General features: G+C 30.8%; 20 protein-coding genes and 1 pseudogene. 18 read left to right on the top strand and 3 right to left on the bottom strand.

What is annotated here, in order from left to right:
• Positions 1-55: 55 nt before the first annotated feature.
• The 5 genes from K8354_RS18750 (at position 56) to K8354_RS18350 (ending at position 2,950) form a co-directional block, all read left to right on the top strand.
• Entirely contained in the window at positions 56-190 is a 135-nt protein-coding gene (locus K8354_RS18750; protein WP_302850520.1) for a hypothetical protein, read from the top strand.
• A gap of 71 nt (positions 191-261) precedes the next feature.
• Positions 262-894 (top strand): Crp/Fnr family transcriptional regulator, encoded by a 633-nt coding sequence (locus tag K8354_RS18335; protein ID WP_223444223.1) that lies wholly within the window; start codon positions 262-264, stop codon positions 892-894.
• A 50-nt stretch (positions 895-944) separates the two neighbouring features.
• Positions 945-1,964, top strand: coding sequence for a Tll0287-like domain-containing protein (locus K8354_RS18340; RefSeq protein WP_223444224.1), 1,020 nt, complete (start codon positions 945-947; stop codon positions 1,962-1,964).
• A gap of 8 nt (positions 1,965-1,972) precedes the next feature.
• Positions 1,973-2,269: a thioredoxin gene (gene trxA, locus K8354_RS18345; RefSeq protein WP_223444231.1), complete on the top strand. Its 297-nt coding sequence runs from the start codon at positions 1,973-1,975 to the stop codon at positions 2,267-2,269.
• A gap of 99 nt (positions 2,270-2,368) precedes the next feature.
• Positions 2,369-2,950: a methyltransferase domain-containing protein gene (locus tag K8354_RS18350; protein WP_223444232.1), complete on the top strand. Its 582-nt coding sequence runs from the start codon at positions 2,369-2,371 to the stop codon at positions 2,948-2,950.
• A 256-nt stretch (positions 2,951-3,206) separates the two neighbouring features.
• Here K8354_RS18350 and nadA read toward each other — a convergent pair.
• Positions 3,207-3,434, bottom strand: a pseudogene (nadA, locus tag K8354_RS18355) (quinolinate synthase NadA); the annotation flags it as partial.
• A gap of 445 nt (positions 3,435-3,879) precedes the next feature.
• On the opposite strand from nadA, the gene K8354_RS18360 reads away from it, so the two are divergent.
• The 8 genes from K8354_RS18360 to K8354_RS18395 all read left to right on the top strand — a co-directional run bounded on the left by K8354_RS18360 (position 3,880) and on the right by K8354_RS18395 (position 12,505).
• Positions 3,880-4,572: a DUF6799 domain-containing protein gene (locus tag K8354_RS18360; RefSeq protein ID WP_223444234.1), complete on the top strand. Its 693-nt coding sequence runs from the start codon at positions 3,880-3,882 to the stop codon at positions 4,570-4,572.
• Positions 4,573-4,634: 62 nt separating this feature from the next.
• Positions 4,635-5,573 (top strand): hypothetical protein, encoded by a 939-nt coding sequence (locus tag K8354_RS18365; protein WP_223444237.1) that lies wholly within the window; start codon positions 4,635-4,637, stop codon positions 5,571-5,573.
• Positions 5,574-5,582: 9 nt separating this feature from the next.
• A complete protein-coding gene (locus tag K8354_RS18370) occupies positions 5,583-6,011 on the top strand; it encodes a DUF4405 domain-containing protein (protein WP_223444239.1) in 429 nt (142 codons plus the stop codon).
• Positions 6,012-6,149: 138 nt separating this feature from the next.
• Positions 6,150-7,454 carry a TolC family protein gene (locus tag K8354_RS18375; protein ID WP_223447741.1) on the top strand — a complete coding sequence of 435 codons (1,305 nt, stop codon included), beginning with the start codon at positions 6,150-6,152 and terminating at the stop codon, positions 7,452-7,454.
• A 59-nt stretch (positions 7,455-7,513) separates the two neighbouring features.
• Positions 7,514-8,593 (top strand): efflux RND transporter periplasmic adaptor subunit, encoded by a 1,080-nt coding sequence (locus K8354_RS18380; RefSeq protein ID WP_223444241.1) that lies wholly within the window; start codon positions 7,514-7,516, stop codon positions 8,591-8,593.
• Positions 8,594-8,701: 108 nt separating this feature from the next.
• Positions 8,702-11,896 (top strand): efflux RND transporter permease subunit, encoded by a 3,195-nt coding sequence (locus tag K8354_RS18385; RefSeq protein WP_223444244.1) that lies wholly within the window; start codon positions 8,702-8,704, stop codon positions 11,894-11,896.
• A 98-nt stretch (positions 11,897-11,994) separates the two neighbouring features.
• Positions 11,995-12,300: a hypothetical protein gene (locus tag K8354_RS18390; RefSeq protein ID WP_223444246.1), complete on the top strand. Its 306-nt coding sequence runs from the start codon at positions 11,995-11,997 to the stop codon at positions 12,298-12,300.
• A gap of 19 nt (positions 12,301-12,319) precedes the next feature.
• The gene (locus K8354_RS18395; RefSeq protein ID WP_223444248.1) at positions 12,320-12,505 is read left to right on the top strand and encodes a YgaP family membrane protein; all 186 of its coding nucleotides are present in this window, start codon (positions 12,320-12,322) and stop codon (positions 12,503-12,505) included.
• A 491-nt stretch (positions 12,506-12,996) separates the two neighbouring features.
• On the opposite strand, the gene K8354_RS18400 is transcribed toward K8354_RS18395, so the two are convergent.
• Entirely contained in the window at positions 12,997-13,743 is a 747-nt protein-coding gene (locus K8354_RS18400) for an SGNH/GDSL hydrolase family protein (protein WP_223444250.1), read from the bottom strand.
• Between the two features lie 29 nt (positions 13,744-13,772).
• Positions 13,773-14,951, bottom strand: coding sequence for an acyl-CoA dehydrogenase family protein (locus K8354_RS18405; RefSeq protein WP_223444252.1), 1,179 nt, complete (start codon positions 14,949-14,951; stop codon positions 13,773-13,775).
• 183 nt (positions 14,952-15,134) lie between these two features.
• Here K8354_RS18405 and rnpA point away from each other — a divergent pair, with 183 nt between their 5' ends.
• The 5 genes from rnpA to K8354_RS18430 all read left to right on the top strand — a co-directional run bounded on the left by rnpA (position 15,135) and on the right by K8354_RS18430 (position 21,361).
• On the top strand, positions 15,135-15,527 hold the full coding sequence (gene rnpA / locus K8354_RS18410; RefSeq protein ID WP_223444254.1) for a ribonuclease P protein component: 393 nt from the start codon (positions 15,135-15,137) through the stop codon (positions 15,525-15,527).
• Positions 15,514-17,148 (top strand): S41 family peptidase, encoded by a 1,635-nt coding sequence (locus K8354_RS18415; RefSeq protein ID WP_223444256.1) that lies wholly within the window; start codon positions 15,514-15,516, stop codon positions 17,146-17,148. The genes rnpA and K8354_RS18415 overlap by 14 nt, the downstream gene beginning before the upstream one ends.
• A gap of 27 nt (positions 17,149-17,175) precedes the next feature.
• Entirely contained in the window at positions 17,176-18,855 is a 1,680-nt protein-coding gene (locus tag K8354_RS18420; RefSeq protein WP_223444259.1) for a DUF6909 family protein, read from the top strand.
• A gap of 33 nt (positions 18,856-18,888) precedes the next feature.
• On the top strand, positions 18,889-19,932 hold the full coding sequence (locus tag K8354_RS18425; RefSeq protein WP_223444260.1) for a hypothetical protein: 1,044 nt from the start codon (positions 18,889-18,891) through the stop codon (positions 19,930-19,932).
• A 241-nt stretch (positions 19,933-20,173) separates the two neighbouring features.
• On the top strand, positions 20,174-21,361 hold the full coding sequence (locus K8354_RS18430; RefSeq protein WP_223444264.1) for an oligosaccharide flippase family protein: 1,188 nt from the start codon (positions 20,174-20,176) through the stop codon (positions 21,359-21,361).
• Positions 21,362-21,411: the final 50 nt, after the last annotated feature.

Genomic DNA, 21,411 nt, shown 5'->3' on the forward strand with positions numbered 1-21,411 from the left:
TATCATGATTTAAAACTTTTATAAGTATTAATTTTACCGCAAAATTAAACAACATATGAATTTATTAAACGTACCTTTAGTATCTTGGGTGAATGGAACTATAATGATTGGTGTATTTGTTATGGTTGTAATTGGCTTAGTTGCCGCTGTGTTCTTATTAATGAATAGCGATAAAAAAGCAAGCAAATAATCTGTTTATCTAAATTTTTCTAGTTTTTGTTAAATCGTTTTATTAAATTGATAATCTAATATTTTTTATACATGAATAACGATTTAACAATTAATTTTGGGTATTTATTTGAAGAAGATTTGATTAACGAAATCAATAAAATTGGTGTGTCAAAAACTTTTTCATCAAATACTACAATCATAGAATTTGGAGATTATATAAAATCCATGCCGTTATTACTTACCGGGGCAATTAAAATTATTCGGGAAGATGAAAAAGGAGAAGAATTAATTTTATATTATTTAGAAAAAGGAGATACCTGCGCTATGACCTTGTCTTGTTGTATGGGACAAACTAAAAGTAAAATTAGAGCCGTGGCAGAAACTGATGTAACCTTACTTATGTTGCCCAAAGAAAATATGGCAAAATGGTTAGGAACTTATAAAACTTGGCAAGCTTTTATTTTACAGAGTTATCATAATAGAATGGATGAACTTTTAGAGGCTGTAGATACGATTGCTTTTTTAAAAATGGATGAACGTCTTTTTAAATATTTAAAAGACAAAGCCATGGTGAATAATAATGACGAATTGTCAACTACACATAAGCAAATATCTGAAGATTTACATACCTCACGAGTTGTGGTTTCTCGATTGTTGAAAAAATTAGAAAACGAAAAGAAAATTAAATTATTTAGAAATAGTATCAAAGTGCTAGAACTGTAACTTAGGTTACCAAAAACAGATTTTATCTTATTTATCTTTGAAAAAAAAAGATGAAATATATTCTACTTATTTTAATGTTGATAGGTTTTTTTAGTTGTAAAAAAAGTAACGAGCCGTCCTACGCAAAAAAGAATCTCAATCAAGAAATACATCCCGGAAAAAAATTAATGGAATCAAGGTGCTATGTTTGTCATAGTCCAACTGGTAGCCATGAAGATCGAATTGCACCACCGATGATTGCCATAAAGAAGCATTATATTTCTGAAGGTATTACAAAAGAAGCATTTATTGCTTCCATGCAAAATTGGATTAAAAATCCGACGGAAGAAAATGCAAAAATGCGGGGTGCGGTAAGGAGATTTGGAGTTATGCCCAAGCAATATTTTTCTGAAAAGAACATTCAAGAAATTTCGGATTACCTATTTGACAATGATATCGAAGAGCCAGAATGGTTTCAAGAGCATTTTAACGAAGAAAGAGGCAAAGGAAGAGGTAAAGGAATGAATAATGGAAATGGTCAAGGTAAAGGCAATGGTAAAATAAGAGGTGCCATGATGAACGAGGCAAATGTAAATGACAAAGCTTTACCATACTCAGAGAGAGGATTAAAATATGCACTGGCTACCAAAGCAGTTTTAGGAAAAAATTTAATGGGAAAAATTCAAAAAGAAGGCACTTTAGCGGCATTAACTTTTTGTAATACAAAAGCATATGCACTTACAGATAGCATGGCTGTTGTGCATAAAGCAAGTATTAAAAGAGTTTCCGATAAACCAAGAAACCCGAATAACAAAGCGAATAAAGAAGAATTAGGATACATTCAGATTTTTAAAAATAACATTGAAAATAATAAAGAATCAGCCCCTATTGTAGTAGAAAGTTCCGACAAGGTAACCGTATATTATCCGATTATAACGAACGGAATGTGTTTACAGTGTCACGGAACGCCAAAAGAACAAATATCAGAAAGTACATTGGCATCTCTTAAAACTTTATATCCAAATGATTTGGCAGTAGGATATGATATCAATGAAATTCGAGGTATTTGGAATGTTTCATTTAATAAATAATAGCAATTGTGAGCAATTTTTCAGAAGTAATTAATCAAGATAAACCTGTTTTAGTCGATTTTTTTGCAGAATGGTGTGGTCCTTGCAAAATGATGAGTCCTATTTTAAAAGAAGTAAAAGACGCATTGCAAGAAAAAGTAGCCATTATTAAAATTGATGTTGATAAAAACCAAGCTATCGCTGCAAAATATCAGGTTAGGGGTGTGCCAACATTAATTTTATACAAACAAGGAAAACAACTTTGGAGACAATCTGGAGTTGTTCAAAAAAGAGATTTAGTGTCTATTATAAATAGTTTTTGTTAATTTTTTAATGGTTAATAATGAAGCACCTGATTTTATTTTCAGGTGTTTTTTTATGTATCATTTTAAACATTAACGAGTAGAAAAATGTAAATTTAACGCATGGAATTTAACGAAGATTTTTGGAATAATAAATACGCAAATAACAAAATAGGTTGGGATTTAGGGGAAGTCTCTCCACCTTTAAAAGCTTATTTTGATCAGTTAGAAAATAAAGATATCCGAATTCTAATTCCAGGTGGAGGGAATTCTTACGAAGCAGAATATCTTTTTAATAAAGGTTTTAAAAATGTGTATGTGGTAGATATTTCTGAAATTGCGCTTCAAAACATTTTAGATCGCGTGCCTAATTTTCCCTCTTCTCAATTAATTCACGCTAATTTTTTCGAATTAGAAGAAACGTTTGATTTGGTGATAGAACAAACTTTTTTCTGTGCCATTCACCCTGAGTTAAGAACTAAATACGGAGTTAAAATGAATGCTATTTTACAACCCCAAGGCAAATTAGTAGGTTTGCTTTTTGATGCCGTTTTAAATGAGGATCATCCACCTTTTGGAGGAAATAAAAACGAGTATTTAGCATACTTTCAATCTTATTTTAAAATAAAAAGGATGGAACCTTGTTATAATTCTTTTCATAATAGAAAAGGTATGGAGTTGTTTGTGAAGTTAGAGCAAAAATAAATAGGCTGTCCAAAAGACTTTTTCTCCTATTTAAAAAGTATACTGAAAAAAAGCGGATAAATTTCTGCCGGGTTCTGTGATTGGTGTTCTTCCAAAATCTACTTGGTTGATAAAACTAAAATTTAAGTGATTGTTATAGGTTTTATCAAAAATATTCATATACGCAAACTCAATATTTGCATTTTTAAAAGGTTTAAAACCAAAACGTATATCTAAAGTTTGATATCTAAGAGCAACCTGCTAATAAATCTGTTCATAAAACTTTTTTGTTAAGATTTAAAATTTTTACTGTTTCTGCCATAAAATGAACATCTGCAAAAACAATAATATCAGCATTAGTTTTTGCAGCTTCTTGAGCAAGTGCTAAACTATCTCCAACAAAATCTGCAATTTGTTAAATATCATCTATTTGATAATAATGAGCTAATGGGATTGCATTTTTTTCTTTCTTTATTCTTTTAATTTCATCAACATAGTTTAATATTTGGTGTTTCTATATTTAAAAACCCTTTTCTTCAAGATTTAATTTTGCCTTTTCCGATGTTTTTATTTCTATCATTTTCAGTCAAATAAACTTTAAGAAAAATAGGCCATTTTAGTACAAATAATTACTAAAAATGGTGATAATATCTGGGTGTAAGTTAGCAAATCAATAGTAATTAAAGGGTCTTGCAAGGATATAGATAATTTAGATACTTATTCTAAAACTTCACCTTTATTGTTTTGCAACTAAAATTACTGGCTTTCATATTTTTAGTTGTGAAATTTACTGCGAATTTAAAAGATTATTGAGAAAAATATTTTCAAGTTTTTCACGAGCACAAAATAAATGTTTTAATGTTTGCTGGATTGACTTAGGTCATTTAATTGTTCATTTTCTGTACTTAAATTAGACCTTGTATTAATAATTAAAAATAAATACCAGATTCATGAAAAAAATAGTTTTACTGATAACTTTTGTTATTCTAGGAATAGCAGTTATGAAAGCACAAGACAAAGACCAAAACAAAGACCAAGTGAGAGATCAAGACCAAGTACGTTTAATGTTAGTTGATGGAGATGTCTTACAGATTAGAGATAGAGACCAAATTAGACTAAAAGATAAATTAACACTGAATGACGGAACAGTAGTAAGCCCAAATGGGAATTACGTAACTCGAGACCAAGTAGGACTTCGTTTAAAAGAAGGTGAATGTTTAGATATGGATGGAGTTAGATATCGTAATGAATATCAATATAGATATAAAGTGCAACAAGAAAATAAAGGACTTAATCAGAATCAAATTCAAGAAAGAAACCAGAATAGAGTTCATTATATGTTAGTTGATGGTGGTGTTGTACAAATTAGAAATCAAGAGCAAAGTAGATTACAACAACCATTAAAATTAGGTGACGGATCTCAATTAGACCCGGATGGAGCACTTTTAACAAGAGAAAGAAAACAGTTGCGTTTAAAGGATGGTGAGTGTTTAAATTTAGATGGTAAAATGTACAAAAATACATATGCACATAGAAAAATGACAATGCAAAAAAACATAAATGCAAAAAAGAATTTATTGAAAAAGAAAGTTCAAAAAAAAGCTAATATTAAAAGTACAACAAGTAAAAAGGGAAAGTCATAAATCAACAAGAAAAAGGGTTTATAATACTATAAACCCTTTTTAAACCTCTTAAAAAGGATGTCATGAAAAATTTAAAGCTAAATACAATTTTTATCATATTAATTGCTTTTTTCAGTGAAGTAGCAATTGGACAAATAATGACAAATAAAGAGGTGTCTTATACTTCTGCGAAGGTAAATTTTATAAATGATGCTGTTTTTATGACAAATAAAGAGGCATCTTATGTTTCTGTGAATGTAAGTTTTATAAATGATGCTGTTTTTATGGGAAGAAAAGATTCTATTGCAACGCCTTATTTGTACCCTTCAATTCTATATCATAATAAGGAAGGTTTTTATGCAAGTGGTTCTGTATCATATTTAACAGCATCTAATAAAGGTAGAATAGATTTGTTTTTAATTACTGCAGGTTATGACTTTAGTATTAAAAAACTCGATGGAGATATTTCATTTACAAAATACTTTTTTAATGATGATAGTAATAATGTTATCTCAGAAGTAGCCTCAGATCTAACAGCAAGTTTAAAATACGATTTTAATGTTATTAATTTAGGAGTAACTGCGAATACATATTTTAATAAAAATGATAGTTCAGATTACTTTTTATCAACAGAAATTAGTCATGATTTTTTTTCAGATAATCAAAAATTTCAGATTTCTCCAACAGCAGGAGTTAATTTTGGGACTCAAAATTTTTATGAAGAATATTATATAAATAATCGTTTTGGAAGTGGACGTTCTGGACAGGGTTCTGGGCAAGGAAGTAGAGTTAGTACTCAAATAATTAGGGAGGTAGGCATGCAAGAAAGCGAAAACTTTAATCTTATGGCAATAGAATTTAGTTTGCCAATGTGGTATGTATATGATTCATTTACATTTTCATTTTTACCTGCTTTAGTAATACCCCAAAATGAGGCAACTTTAGTCGTAGATGAAGTGATTGTAGAAGAGGATTTAGAAAGTACTTTTTATTGGGTATTTAGTATGAGTTATCAATTTTAAACAAAGAAAATGAAAAAGGTTGTTTTAAATTTTTCAATTAATGCAACTATGGCAATCTGCATGTCTTTTATTTTTGGAACAGGTATGCTTATAAAATATGTATTAATTTCTGGGCAAGAACGTTGGATAAAATATGGTAGTAATGTAGAACTATATTTTTTAGGATTGGATAGGCATGAATGGGGTCTAGTCCATTTTATTTTAGGACTTGTTTTAATTGCATTATTATTTGTACATATTTTTTTACATAGGAAAATTATTAAAAGTGTTTATAAAAAACTCATCAAAAAATCTTTAACCAAAAAAATAGTAGCCTTACTTTTTTTATTTTTTTGTTTAGCGCTTATAATAACTTCATTCTTTATTGAACCAAAAGTTGAACTAATTAAAAAAGGGAAAGGAAGGCAAGTACTTGTTTACGATGGTTTTGATCGCTAATATGAGCTAGCTCTAAAGTATTAAAAACAATTTCAACACTTATTTAAGCTAACGTACATTTCTCTTTATAAGTAACAATTGTTGCAGTCTAGCGCTTTTTCGCGCCTTAATTTTGTATCGAATTAATAGCATATAATGATGAAAAATAAATTATTAGTGATACCATTAATATTACTTTCTTTCTTTTTAAAAGCACAAGAAGTAGTATTGGTATCTAAAAGTGACGTTATTTCTAAAGTAAAAGAAAATAACAATACAATTAAAATGTCTCAACAAGATGTTTTGGCTGCCAAAGCAGATTACAATCAAACAAAAGCAGTTTATTTACCTAATATAACGGCTAGTCATACAGGTATTTTAACGACGAATCCTTTGATGGCTTTTGGTTCTAAATTAAATCAAGGAATTTTAACACAGAATGATTTTAATCCTTCATTATTAAACAATCCAACGCAAACACAAAATTTTGCAACGATTATCAAAGTAGAACAGCCTTTAATTAATTTAGATGGTTTTTATCAAAGAAAAGCGGCAAAATCGGGCATGGAAGCCATGGCTTTAAAACAAGAAAGAACTCAAGATTATATAACCTTTGAAGTTGAAAAAGCCTACATGCAATTGCAATTGGCATATAAAGGTGTTGCTGTTTTAGAAAAAGCTTTAGACGCAGCAAATGCGAATAAACAAATGGCAGATAACAGTTTTAAGCAAGGGTTTTTGCAGCGTGCAGATGTTTTAAATGTAGAGGTTCGGGTTACTGAAGTTAAAAATCAGTTACAAACTGCTAAGAGCAATGTACAAAATGCCTCTAATTACCTATCATTTTTAATGGATGATAAAAGCTATGTGGTGTATCAACCAAAAGATAGTTTAGCCTTATCTAATTTTGATGTGGAAGAAAAAAATATTTCAGAAAATAGATCGGATATTAGAGCGATGCAACTTGCTACAAATGCCTATGAGGAAATGAATAAAGCGGATAAAATGGCTTTTTTACCACGTTTAAATGCCTTCGGAAGTTATGAAATGTACGACAACAATGTGTTTCAGGGAAATGCAAACGGTTATGTAGTGGGCGCACAATTAAGTTGGGATATTTTTCAAGGAGCCAAACGATTTGGAAAGGCTGAAAAAAGTAAAGCTGAATTTGAGAAATCTAAACTAGAATACAATCAATATGTATCTAAAAGTAATTTGGAATTGAACAAGGTAAAACGTCAATTGTTAGATGCAAAAAACAGACTAGAGTTAACAGGTTTAGCCGTAAAACAATCTAAGGAGTCTTTAAGAATTAGAAAAAATAGATTTAAAGAAGGTTTAGAAAAAACAGCTGATCTATTAGTAGCAGAAACACAATTTGCTCAAAAACAATTAGAATACTACCAAACCATTTTTGAATATAATTTTACACAAACGTATTTAGAATTTTTAACCAAAGAATAGTACTAGTTGGCAGTATGCAGTCGCAGTATTCAGTCAAAAAAAATAATAAAACAAATAAAATGAAAAAACATACATTTATTATAATCCTAATAACAGCCTCATTATTGCTTTTCAGTTGCGGTAGCGATGATAAAAAAATAGCAACAGATAATACGCCCGCTATAAACGTAAAAGTGAGTACAGTTAAATTAAATAACAACAATCCGTTTTTATCTGTAAGTGGAAAAATACAAGCAGCAAATAGTGCTGAGGTAAGTACAAGAATGATGGGATATGTAACGAAAGTCTATGTAAATGTTGGAGACAAAGTGCAAAAAGGCCAATTGTTAGTTACTATTAATAATACCGATTTACAAGCTAAAAAAGCCCAAGTAGATGCAGGGATCACACAAGCGAAAGCCGCTTTTAAAAATGCTGATAAAAATTACAATCGTTTTAAAAATTTATTTGAAAGCAATAGTATTACTCAAAAAGAAATGGATGATATGACGGCTAACTATCAAATGGCAAAAGCAAGTTTAGAGTCTGCAAATCAAATGAAAAATGAGATTAATGCGCAGTTTGCATATTCAAATATTAAAGCCCCATTTAGCGGTATCGTTACGGCAAAAAATATAGATACAGGTGATATGGCAAATCCAGGAATGCCTTTAATTAGCATAGAAACTCCTGATGATTTTGAAGTAATTGCAATGGTTCCAGAAACAGAAATATCTGAAATTATAAAGGGAACAACAGTCACCGTTTTGGTGAAATCTTTGCAGCAATCGATAACAGGAAAAGTAACAGAGGTAAGTACCTCTGCTAAGAATACAGGAGGGCAATATTTGGTAAAAATTCAGCTAGAAAAAACTGCGGTCAATATTTTATCGGGCATGTTTGCAACGGTACAGTTCCCGGTACAAGAAAAAGCAAATTCCTACTTGATTTTAATTCCGAAAGAAGCTATTGTTACCAAAGGGCAATTATCTGGAATTTACACTGTAAGTCAAAGTAGTACAGCACTCTTACGTTGGTTGCGCTTAGGTAGAACCTACGGAAATCAAGTAGAGGTTTTAGCTGGTTTTTCTGCGAATGAATCGTATATAACTTCAGCAGACGGGAAATTATTTAATGGAGCAAAAGTGTCAATTCAATAACTAAAATGTTGCGTTAAGGATAGAAGTGGAAATCCTTTTTTTGCTGCCATATATGGCGAAAAAAGATTGAAACGGATAGCCTGTTAAAACGCCCAAAAAATATAAAAAATGAAAGAAGGTTTAGCAGGAAAAATTGCAAAAGTCTTTATTGGCTCTAAATTAACAATACTTCTAATGATCGTTTTTATGGTGATTGGAGTATATGCATCGTTCTTAATTCCTAGAGAAGAGGAGCCACAAATAGACGTACCTATTGCCGATATTTTTGTGGGATATCCTGGAGCAAGTCCTACGGAGGTAGAAAATAGAGTGGTAAAACCTTTAGAGAAATTAATTTCTAATATTAAAGGTGTAGAGTATGTATATTCTACTTCTATGAAGGAAAAAGCCATGGTGATTGTGCAGTTTTATGTGGGCGAAGATATTGAGCGCTCTTTCGTAAAACTATACAATGAAATTAACAAACACATGGATGAAATGCCTGCGGGTGTTACGTTTCCGTTGGTTAAAACTCGTGCTATTGATGATGTACCTATTTTAGGTTTAACCTTATGGAGCGAAAATTATGATGATTTTCAGCTTGCACAAATGGCGCAAGAATTAGAAAGTGAAATTAAGAAAGTAAATGATGTTTCTATCACGCATAAAATTGGAGGAAGAAACCGTCAATTAAGAGTGGTCTTGGACAAGGATAAATTAGCCGCAAGTGGCTTGGATTTCTTATCAGTTTCCGAAATGATAAAAGCCAATAATGCGCAATTAAATTCGGGTAGTTTTGATAAAAATGATACTGAATTTTTAGTACATACGGGTAAATTTTTAGCGTCCGTAGAAGATATAGAAAATTTAGTCGTTGGCGTGCAGCAGCAACAGCCTATTTATTTAAAGCAAATAGCGGCAATTGTTGATGGTCCAGAAATTCCACAAAATTATGTGTCTTTAGGGTTTGGTCAGGCAAGTGAAAAATCGAAAACATACAACTCTGAATATCCTGCAGTGACCATTTCTGTTGCGAAAAGAAAAGGGGCAGATGCCATGAAAATATCAGAAGTAATTATTGATAAAGTAAACCATTTACGAACTACTTTAATTCCGGATGATGTGCACGTAGAGGTCACCAGAAATTATGGAGAAACCGCTTCCCATAAAGTATCTGAATTATTATTACACCTTATTGGGTCTATCATCGCGGTAACTTTAGTGGTGATGTTAGCCATGGGATGGCGTGGAGGCTTGGTGGTATTTTTATCCGTACCGATTACGTTTGCATTGACCTTGTTAAGTTATTACATGTTAGATTATACTTTAAATAGAATTACCTTATTTGCCTTGGTTTTTGTAACCGGTATTGTGGTAGATGATTCTATTATTATTGCGGAGAATATGCACAGGCATTTTAAAATGAAACGCTTGCCATTTAAGCAAGCCGCTTTATATGCCATTAACGAAGTTGGGAATCCTACAATTTTAGCAACATTTACAGTTATTGCTTCTGTGTTACCGATGGCTTTTGTATCTGGTTTGATGGGCCCTTATATGGCGCCAATGCCAATTGGAGCATCTATTGCAATGATTTTATCCTTATTTGTTGCGTTAACGATTACACCGTATTTAGGATATATTTTTTTAAGAGAAAAAGGTAAAAAAGGAGCCGAAGAAAAGGTTGAAAAGCCTTTGGAAGAGACTTTTATTTACAGAGTGTACAACAAGTTAGAAAGACCATTATTAGAAAGTGCAAAAAAACGTTGGTTATTTTTAGGAGCCACATTCATTGTATTAATGGGAACTATGGTCTTGTTTTTTACAAATTCTGTTGTAGTAAAGATGTTACCTTTTGATAATAAAAACGAATTTCAGGTAGTAATTGATATGCCAGAAGGAACCACTTTAGAGAGAACAGGCGTGGTTACACAAGAAATTGCGCAGTATCTGTCTACAAGGCCAGAAGTAAAGAATTATCAAAATTACATTGGTACTTCGGCACCGATTACGTTTAATGGTTTGGTACGTCATTATGATTTACGAGGCGGGTCTAATATGGCAGATATTCAAGTGAATTTGGTGGATAAAGGAGAACGAGATATTCAAAGTCATGGAATTGCAAAATTATTGCGTCCAGAAATACAGAAAATTGCAGCAAAATACAATGCCAATGTAAAGTTGGTAGAAGTTCCGCCAGGACCTCCAGTTTTATCAACGATTGTTGCAGAAGTCTATGGACCTGATTACAACGAGCAAATTAAAATTGCGAATAGTGTTCAAAATATCTTAACAAATACCACAGATGTTGTCGATGTAGATTGGATGGTAGAAGCCGATCAAAAAGAATATCAGTTCGAAATTAACAAAGAAAAGGCAATGTTGTATGGAGTTGCACCTCAACAAATTGCATACACTATGAATATGGCGTTGTCAAACAGACCCATTACCAATTTATATGATGAAAATGCTGTAAATCAGGTGGGTTTGTTATTAACTTTAGATGAAAAAGAAAAATCTACTATTTCAGATATTTCACAATTAAAAGTGAAGTCGAAACAAGGAAATTTAATTCCGATTGCAGATTTGGTTGAAATTAAAGAATCTGTAGCTGGTAAAAGTATTTATCATAAAAATCAAAAAAGAGTTGTATACGTTATTGCAGATATGGCAGGAGAATTAGAAAGTCCGGCATACGCAATTTTAGGAATGGAAGAAAAATTAAAAGAAATACAACTTCCTGAAGGTTACCAATTAAATGAAATGTATTTAGGTCAGCCAGATTTTGAAGACGATTATACGGTTAAATGGGATGGTGAATGGCAAATTACTTTAGAGGTTTTTAGAGATTTAGGAATCGCATTTTTAGGAGCGCTTATCTTGATTTACATTTTGATTGTAGGTTGGTTTCAAAACTTTAAAGCACCCATTGTAATGATGGTGGCAGTGCCGTTATCGTTGATAGGAATTATTTTAGGTCACTGGATTATGGGCGCCTTTTTTACAGCAACTTCATTTATTGGAATGATTGCTTTGGCCGGAATTATGGTACGAAACTCTGTTTTACTGATTGATTTTATCAACTTAAGATTGGCTGAAGGAGTTCCGTTAAAACAAGCAGCCATTGAAGCAGGAGCCGTAAGAACAACGCCAATTCTTTTAACAGCCGGAACCGTAGTTATTGGAGCGTTTGTAATCTTATTTGATCCTATTTTTCAAGGATTGGCAATTTCATTAATGGGCGGCACTATTGTTTCTACGGTATTAACTTTACTAGTAGTGCCTTTAGTATACTTTATGATTGAGAAGAAAAATTATAAATAATAGTAAATTGTCTCGCAGATTTCATAGATTTCAGCAGAAAAGAAGTACAAATATCTGTGATGATGAAGGAAATCTAAGGGAAATAAAAAATAAACAACATGAAATTAGTTTTAGTTACAGCAGTAGAAGAGTTTCAAAAGGATGTTTTGAAACTCTTTAAAGAAGCAAAAATTGAAAATTTTAGCAGTTCTGATATCGATGGCTATAAAAATATCCCATCCTTATTGGTAGCTTCCAATTGGTTTTCAGGTATCAAAGGAGGCAATGAATCCATCATGTATTTCTCTTTTACAGAAGATAAAAATATAGATGATTTATTCAATTTAATCGAAGAGTTCAACAAGAATCTAGAAACTAATAATCCGGTAAAAGCGGTAGTGGTTCCTATAGAAAAATGGATATAAACATAAATAATAAGCGTAAATGTTAAACAAGTATTTTAGAGTGATAGTAGGAGTAATGGTTTTGTTAATGGTTACTTTAACCTATTATGTTAGTATAAATTGGTTGTGGTTTGGAGTTTTTATTGGTTTGAATATGATTCAATCTGCTTTTACCAAATGGTGTTTATTAGAGACGATTCTGTTAAAATTGGGAGTAAAAAAATAACAAGTGCTCAATGAAAAAGAGATTCTTTTGAATTAAGAGGAGTTTCTTTTTAGTTTGGTTTTTGAGATAAAAAAGGAGAGAGGAGTAATAATTTCTATCTATAATTTTTATTTATTCTAAATAAGAATTATATTTGTGTTTTATTTCATAGCATATGATTGTTTTTTACACTCTAGAAAAGCCAAAAAGGACATTGTCAAATACACCTATTTGTGATGATGTTTGCACATCAAACTGTATAAAGCCTAAAAGTAAGTGCTGTAACAAGTATAAAAAAAAGGGCATTAATTGTAAAAGATGTCCGCATATTCTGCTTCAGAAGGCGTCTCATACCATTTTAGACATATAATGCCCCAATAAATCGTTTCTTTTTCGCTTCTTTTTTATTAAAAAAAATGACCGTAACGAAGGCTACGCTAATTCTTTTTTAATTTCAATGAATCAAAAAATAATTCAATTTATGTATACGGCATAATAAACCTAAACTGGTATTAATTTTTTATTTTGTCAATGGCAAAAGGTAGCAATCGCTGAACAAATTTGGTATATGCCAAGGTTGATGGATGCAAGTTGTCCGATGCCACAAGAGCAGGATTTACGAAACCTTCACGTGTTATATCAGTAATGTTTACAAAGGTAATTCCGTTTTGATCACAGTAATTTTTTGCAAATTCATTGTAGCTGTCTATTTCCTCAGAAATCGTAGTATTTCCCTGACCAAAAGGGGTGTAGGCATAATCAGGAATTGAAATAACAATTAAATTATTTTTATCATTTTTTGCAGCTTGTATCGCTGTGTTTACCAAGGTTGGAAATTCTGTTTGATATATAGAAAAGGCTTTACGTTGAAATTGATTATTGACTCCTATTAATAAAGTTACCAGATCAAAATCGGTAGCAATATTTTCATCTTTGATGGCATCAATTAGATTCGTGGTCGTCCAACCGGTTCTCGCAATTACTTGCAAATTAATAGAAGTTTCTTCTTCTTCAAAATTTTGAAGTAAACTATCTTTTAATTGTTCTGGAAATCTGCATGTTTCACAAACACTTTGCCCAATGGTATAACTATCACCTAAAGATAAAATCTTAAAATTTTTAGATTCCGAAATCGTATCTTCAGGATTTGTTATTACTGGAACTTCATCTTCCGTTTGTATAATTTCTTCATCGATGTTTTCACAAGAAAAATTCATCAATAAAATAAAAACAGTACAAAGATAAAACCCTTTTTTCATTCCAATTTTATAAAGATAAATGGATAACTTTATTTAAAAGCATTCAATCCAGTGATGTCTAAACCAGTAATTAATAAGTGAATATCATGCGTTCCTTCATAGGTTACCACGCTTTCTAAATTCATCATATGACGCATGATAGAATATTCGCCAGTAATTCCCATTCCGCCTAACATTTGTCTGGCATCTCTAGCTATTTTTAAAGCCATATCCACATTATTTCTTTTTGCCATAGAAATTTGAGCAGAGGTTGCTTTTCCCTCATTCTTTAGAGTTCCTAACCTCCAAGCTAATAATTGTGCTTTGGTAATTTCGGTAATCATTTCTGCTAATTTTTTCTGTTGTAATTGAAACTGTCCTATTGGTTTTCCGAATTGTTCGCGTTCTTTTGCGTATCGCAAAGCAGTGTCATAACAATCCATAGCGGCACCAATTGCACCCCAAGCAATACCATATCTAGCAGAATCTAAACAACCTAAAGGAGCTCCCAATCCCGATTTATTGGGTAATAAATTCTCTTTCGGTACTTTTACATTATCAAAAATAAGTTCTCCAGTAGAAGAAGCTCTCAAAGACCATTTGTTGTGGGTTTCTGGTGTAGAAAAACCTTCCATGCCACGCTCTACAAGTAGTCCGTGAATTCTGCCTTCTTCATTTTTTGCCCAAACTACGGCAACTTGACAAAAAGGAGCATTCGAAATCCACATTTTTGCGCCGTTAAGTAAATAATGATCTCCTTTGTCCTTAAAGTTGGTTTCCATTCCTGAAGGATTTGAACCATGATTAGGTTCTGTTAAACCGAAACTTCCCATCCATTCACCAGAAGCTAATTTTGGTAAATATTTTTTACGTTGTTCCTCATTTCCGTAGGCATAAATAGGATACATCACTAATGAAGACTGCACAGAAGCAGTAGAACGCACACCCGAATCTCCTCGTTCTATTTCTTGCATAATTAATCCGTATGAAATTTGATCTAACCCAGCGCCACCATATTCTTCTGGAATGTAAGGACCAAAAGCCCCAATTTCTGCCAAACCATTAATTATTTGTTTTGGGAATTCTGCTTTTTGGGCATATTCTTCTATAATCGGGGAAACATCTCGTTTTACCCAATCACGAGCAGATGCTCTAATCAGTAGGTGTTCTTCCGTTAATAAATCATCTAAATTATAATAATCAGGTGCTTGAAAAAGATCTGGTTTCATGGATTCTATGTATTTAAATTGATTTTAAATGTCTAATATTTAACAAAAATATTAATAATTGTTTAAATTTATTACAATTACTCTAAAAATATTTGTTAATTTAGGATGATAAAAATACATAATTTTAAAAGTTCGCAAGATGAAATCATTAAAAAGTTGAAGTTTTCATTTAAGTTTGCGTTAATGAAGTTTACGCTAGGAAAACAAGAACGATTAAAAAGTAGAAAATTAATTGAAAGACTTTATAAGGAAGGCAATTCCTTAAAGGCTTATCCGTTAAGAATGATGTATTTGCAGACAGAACATACATCAAATTTTCCTGCACAAGTTGGCGTTTCCGTGCCAAAAAGAAACTTTAAAAAAGCTCCAGACAGAAATAGATTAAAAAGATTGATGCGGGAAACCTATCGACTGCAAAAAGGAATTGTTTACGATCAATTAGAGATGCCCCATATTTTTATGATTTCGTATCTTGGTAAAGAAAAATGGAGCTACGAAGATTTGTATGTAAAAATGGAAAAACTATTAACTTTATTCATAGAGGAAACAAAAACTATAAAAAATGATGAAATTTAATCGCTCGAAAACAATAATGGTTGTTCTTTTATTAGGTACAATTTTTTTAACGTTTTCCTTTAAATCTAAATTCTTTGAAGTTGCCAAACAAATAGAAATTTACAATTCTTTGTTTAAAGAGTTGAATATGTATTATGTAGATGAAATAAATCCGGCAGAATTAACAGAGAAAGCTATTAAAAACACTTTAAAAGATTTAGATCCGTACACTAATTTTTACAATGAACAAGATGTAGAAGAGGCAAAAATTAGAAGAGAGGGCGAATATGCGGGTATAGGAGCAGCTGTTTATTATACCAATAAAGGTATTCAAATTAGAGAAATTTATAAAGGATTTTCTGCGGATAAAGCCGATTTAAAAGCAGGCGATTTGATTACATCTGTAAACGGACAATTGTTAGAAAATATGGAAAGAGATCAGCTCTCTATGTTTTTAAAAGGAACCCCAAACACAAAAATATCTTTAGAAATTGAACGGCAAGGCAATACAATTGTAAAGGAATTGAAAAGAGAAAAGGTAGTTGTAAACCCTGTTCCTTTTTACGAAATGATGAATGAAGAAACGGGTTATATCACTTTAACGCGTTTTAATAACAAGGCATCATCAGAAGTAAAAAAAGCCTTTTTAGCGTTGAAGAAAAAAGGCATGAAAAAGTTGGTTTTTGATTTGCGCTCTAATCCCGGAGGATCACTTTTTGAATCTATCAATATTTCTAATTTTTTTATCCCAAAGGGCAAAGTAATTGTGACCACAAAGGGGAAAATTAAAGAAATGAGTAATACCTATAAAACTTCCAACGAACCTTTAGATTTAGAAATTCCGATAGTTGTTTTGGTTAATGGCCGCTCTGCATCGGCATCTGAAATAGTAAGTGGGTCTTTACAAGATTACGATAGGGCTGTTATTATGGGGCAGCGTTCTTTTGGAAAAGGATTGGTACAACGCCAAAAAGAACTCACATACGGAACGCAATTAAAATTAACGATTTCGAAATATTACACACCAAGCGGACGCTGTATTCAAGAACTAGATTACACAAATAGAGATGCTAAAACAGGAGAAGTTCCTAAATTTTCTGACAATGGCGTGCAAGAATTTAAAACAGAAAACGGAAGAACAGTTTACGACGGCGGAGGTGTATTGCCCGATGTTGAAATTAAAAGATCGATAATCACAGAAGCAACAGAAAAGTTATTAAGTTCTAAGGCTATGTTTAACTTTGCTACAGATTACTTTTATCAAAATACACAAATAGCGCTTGCAGAAGATTATGAATTTACACCTTCAGATTTTAAAAATTTTACAAAGTTTTTAAAAAACGATACCACATTTGTAACAGCGGCAGAGAGCTTATTTAAAAAGGCATTTTTATCTGCAGATACTGAGAAAATAACTAAAGAATATGAGAAAATACAAGAACAGTTATTTGAAAATAAAATTGCTGAAATCTCTAAAAATAAAGATATTATAAATGAATTGTTAAGTGAGGAAATTCTTAAAAAATATTATTATGAAGAAGGGGTTTATAAAAATCATTTAAAGAAGGATAAAACAATTTTTGAAGCCTTAAAATTGCTGCAAAATCTAGACGCCTATAACCAAATGTTATCGGGTAAATAATTTTATATTTGCACTTCAAAATTTAGCATGCAACCAAATAAAAATATAAAGAGAACAAGAGCGCAAGAATCTACAAATGCCATAGAAAAATTATACATTTCTATGCGTCATTTATTTAGTAGAGGTTTCTATAAACCGATGGGTATTTCAGGAGAAACGCTGCGCAAATCATTATTGCTTTTGCGTCCAGAAATCTATGGTTCTATTGCAGAAGAAAGATTAGAGTTAGATGGTTTAGTCTATGTTATAGAAAGACTCCCGGAAGGAATTGAAGAATGTCAATTCATTAATTTGACTGCGGATGAAGGGTATAAAAATTCGCATTTCGAGCCTATAATTCCGTCTAAAAGAAGAAGAAATTGTTATCGAATAGACAAAGACCAAATGAATATTGAGATTACCAGAGGAAGATCTGAAATCTATGATATTTTAACACACCTTACTTTTTTATTTATAGAGTCTCACAAAATTCAAGAACGTGTTTCTTTGCATGATGGCGAAGATTATATTAGAGAATGGAAACATTTAGAAGATGTTGTTTTGCATCAAAAGAAAACATCTGAAAAAGAAATAGAGGTTTTAATTGTGCATTTAGGCAATATATTAGGAAGAACTTTTGATGAAGTTTCAGGAATCTATAAATTTTTCAGTACCGCAGAAAATCCGAATAAATTTTTTAATTTAATTTATTGGTTAGGTAAACTTGCCATTAATGAACTTGAGGATAATAAAAAAAGAACGGTTACTTTTAGTTCTGTTTTAATTGAAGAAATTGGGCATCATATTTACGGAGAAATTTGGGCAAATAATATTAAATTTATTTTAGAAAAACATAGTTTACTGCAAAGACCAATTCATATTATAAGTGCAAATATGCACAGTGTTATGAATTCAATTTATGCAAAAGGGGCTTTGCCAGAAGAATCTGAAAAAAATAAAAATTTTGAATTATTTCAGTTGTTAAGCAACTCTAATAGTAAATCGTTGCAGAAAAAAGTTAAAGACTTTGCCTCCGAACACGGATTAATTTATGTTAAAGATAATTCAGGAACCAATATTAATGTTCAAATAATTGATACAAATAAAATAAACTTTGATGTTTCTTCGTTTAAAAAAGAAAATTCATTTTCAGAGAATGCGGTTATTATTGTAATGGATTATGCTTTTGGTGAGCAGGCTTATGAAACTATGGACGAACTATTGAAGCCTTACCATGTTGATAATGATAAGATTCACTTAGATATAAAGTCTATTTCTATTATGGGTAAAGCGGGTATTTTAGAAGGAGGAAAAGGAGATATAATGATTCCTTCTGCTCATATTTTTGAAGGTACAGCAGACAATTATCCGTTTAAAAATGAATTAAAGAAAGAGAATTTAGAAGGTTTTGGTGTTCAAGTTTTTGACGGCTCTATGATTTCAGTTTTAGGAACATCGCTTCAAAATAGAGATTTGTTAAAGTTTTTTCATGATTCTACTTGGAATGTAATTGGTTTAGAAATGGAAGGAGCGCATTATCAAAAGGCAATACAATCTGCATCAAAAATTAGAGGAAATATCTCTAAAGATATAAAAATAAGGTACGCATATTATGCATCAGACAACCCATTAGAAACCGGAGCAACATTGGCTTCTGGTGGATTAGGCATGACAGGGGTAATTCCTACCTATGCTATTACTCAAAGAATATTAGAACAAATTTTTTAACAGATATAAATCGATCTATAACGACGTCAACCTATGGCAACCAACCAACCAACGAACAATAACGAAGAAGAAGTAGATTTAGGCTCTTTATTTGTAATTATTGGAAAAGGTTTTTCTAGACTATTCAATTTTATTGGAAGCATATTCAAAGGCATCTTTGATTTTTTTATTTTGATTTTAATCTTTTTAAAAGAAAATTTAATAAAGATTGCTATTGCCGGATGTATTGGACTGATCATTGGGTTGTTTATCGAAACTAAAAAACCAGTAGTGTACGGCTCAGATTTATTAGTAGAGCCAAACTTTAAAAGTGCTAGACAATTATATAATAATGTGAATTATTACAATGATTTAGTAAAACAAAAAGATACTATTAGTTTAGAAAACACTTTTAAAATAGATAAAGAAACTGCTGCTTCTCTTAAGAAATTTGAAATTGAACCCATTATAAATGATACTGATATCATAAACGCATATAATGAGTTTATATTAGAGGTAGATACCGCAACTGTAAGAAGTTACACTTTTCAAGATTTCAAGCTCTCTTTTACAGATTTAGATTATAGAATTCATAAAATAAAAGTTGTAGCAGAAAAAAATAATGTTTTTAGAAAGTTAGATGATATTATTATTTCATCAGTTGTCAGTAATAAGTATTTTGAGCGGATAAAAGAATTGACCAATGAAAATTTAAATAGAACAGATTCTATGTATCGTCAAAACCTAGCTCAAATAGATTCTTTGAGAAAAGTTTATATGCAGGTGATGATAGAGGAGGCTAAAAAGGAAACATCTGGAACTAGTATTGATTTAGGAGGAGAGAGCAGAACAGCAAAAGAATTAGAGCTTTTTGAAACAAATAAAAGAATTAATAAAAATTTAGAAGATATAGCTTTAGAAAAATCTAATAAGTACGAAGTAATCAATGTGATTTCAAATTTTCAACCAATTGGTTATGAAATTAAAGGGATTACTAAAAACTATGTTTTTTTATTAGCTGCCTTGGGTGTAGGTTTAATGATTTTGTTTTTGTTATTATTACAATTAAATGAGTATTTAAAGAACTATAAAAAATAAGGAATCAAAATATTCTTAGTAGTATTGGAGCAAAGGTTTTATGGGTTTTAATTTTCTTTCTTAAATTATTAGAAATAAGGAGTTTTTCCAGAAAGTTCCACAAGATTACTGCTTCATTGTTTAGATTAGTTTAACAAAATTCCATATTAATGTGTCTTTTAGCGATATAATTTTAACCATCCTATCTGTTTTTTAAATAAACATAAACCATTTCATCGATAAGAAAAAATTGTAAAACTTAATGTTTACATTTTCAAATTTATTAAAGCGAGGTAGTAATTATTTGCTATTAATTTTACTGGCAAGGAGTATGCCGCTAACATTGGTGGGTACTTATTCTGCCTATATAAATGCATTTAGTTTGGTCTTATTAATCTCGAATTTTGGTTTTAGCGAGTATCTTCTTGTAAATTCTGGTAGTAAAAAAAAACTAAAATTTAATTCAATTTTTTTTTTAGAGCTTTCTCTTTTAATTTTTTTCGTAATATTGATATTGACAAGCTTGATTCCCCTGCAGAATAAAGTTCTAGCTATGCTTATTTTGATAAAGTTATATTTTGAAACCAGTGTATATAATATGATTTTATCTTTTTTTCAGGTAAAACAAAAGATTTTTATTGTAGCTGCAATAAATTTAATTTCAGCTTCCCTAATTGTAGTAATCTTGGGGGTATCTTTTTTCTTTAATCAAGATATTACAACCTATTTAACAGGTATTATTACAGTGCATATTATGGTGTATATTTACTTTTTAAATCAAATTAAGGTACCTTTCTTAAGAGTAAAGGAATTAACATATCATTTAAAAAAAATCTTTAAAGATTTAAAGTATTATGGATTTTCCATGGTTTCTACACCATTATATTTAATGATACCAACAGTTGCTGGTTCATTTCTATTATCGCCAGAAGTATTAGCAAAATATCAAGTTGCCTATTCAATTTCTAATATTTTACTTTTAGTTTCTGTTTCACAAATTCAAGTTGGCTATGTAGAGTTTTTAGACGCACAAAATAATTCACGGAAACTTAAAAAAGTTCTTAAGAAATTTGCATTAAGAGTTTTTGGAATAAATGCAGTGTTCTTAGTGTTTTGTGTTTTATTTGGTAAAAAATTGTTGTTAATTGTATTTGATAAAGAAGCCTATTTAGAGTCTTTTACGCCACTAGTGTATTTGTTATTTATTAATATTATTTGTATGTTCTCTTCGTTATTAGCCGTTATAATGGTTTTGAAAAAGGATCAAAAATTAAAAACAAAATATCATATAGAGTTTATTATGATATCAACTATATTTGGAATCATACTAACGTATTATTTTGGTGTGAATGGGTTAATAGCAGCATACTTTATTTTATATGTTTATAGTTTCTTTAGATATTTTTTCTATGTAAAACGAAAATTATATCAACAATTAGATACTTATTAATCAAAAAAATTAAGGACGATATTCTTTAACTTTGTTTTTGAAAAAGTAAA

The organism is Polaribacter litorisediminis (assembly GCF_019968605.1).
Taxonomy (GTDB): Bacteria; Bacteroidota; Bacteroidia; order Flavobacteriales; family Flavobacteriaceae; genus Polaribacter; species Polaribacter litorisediminis.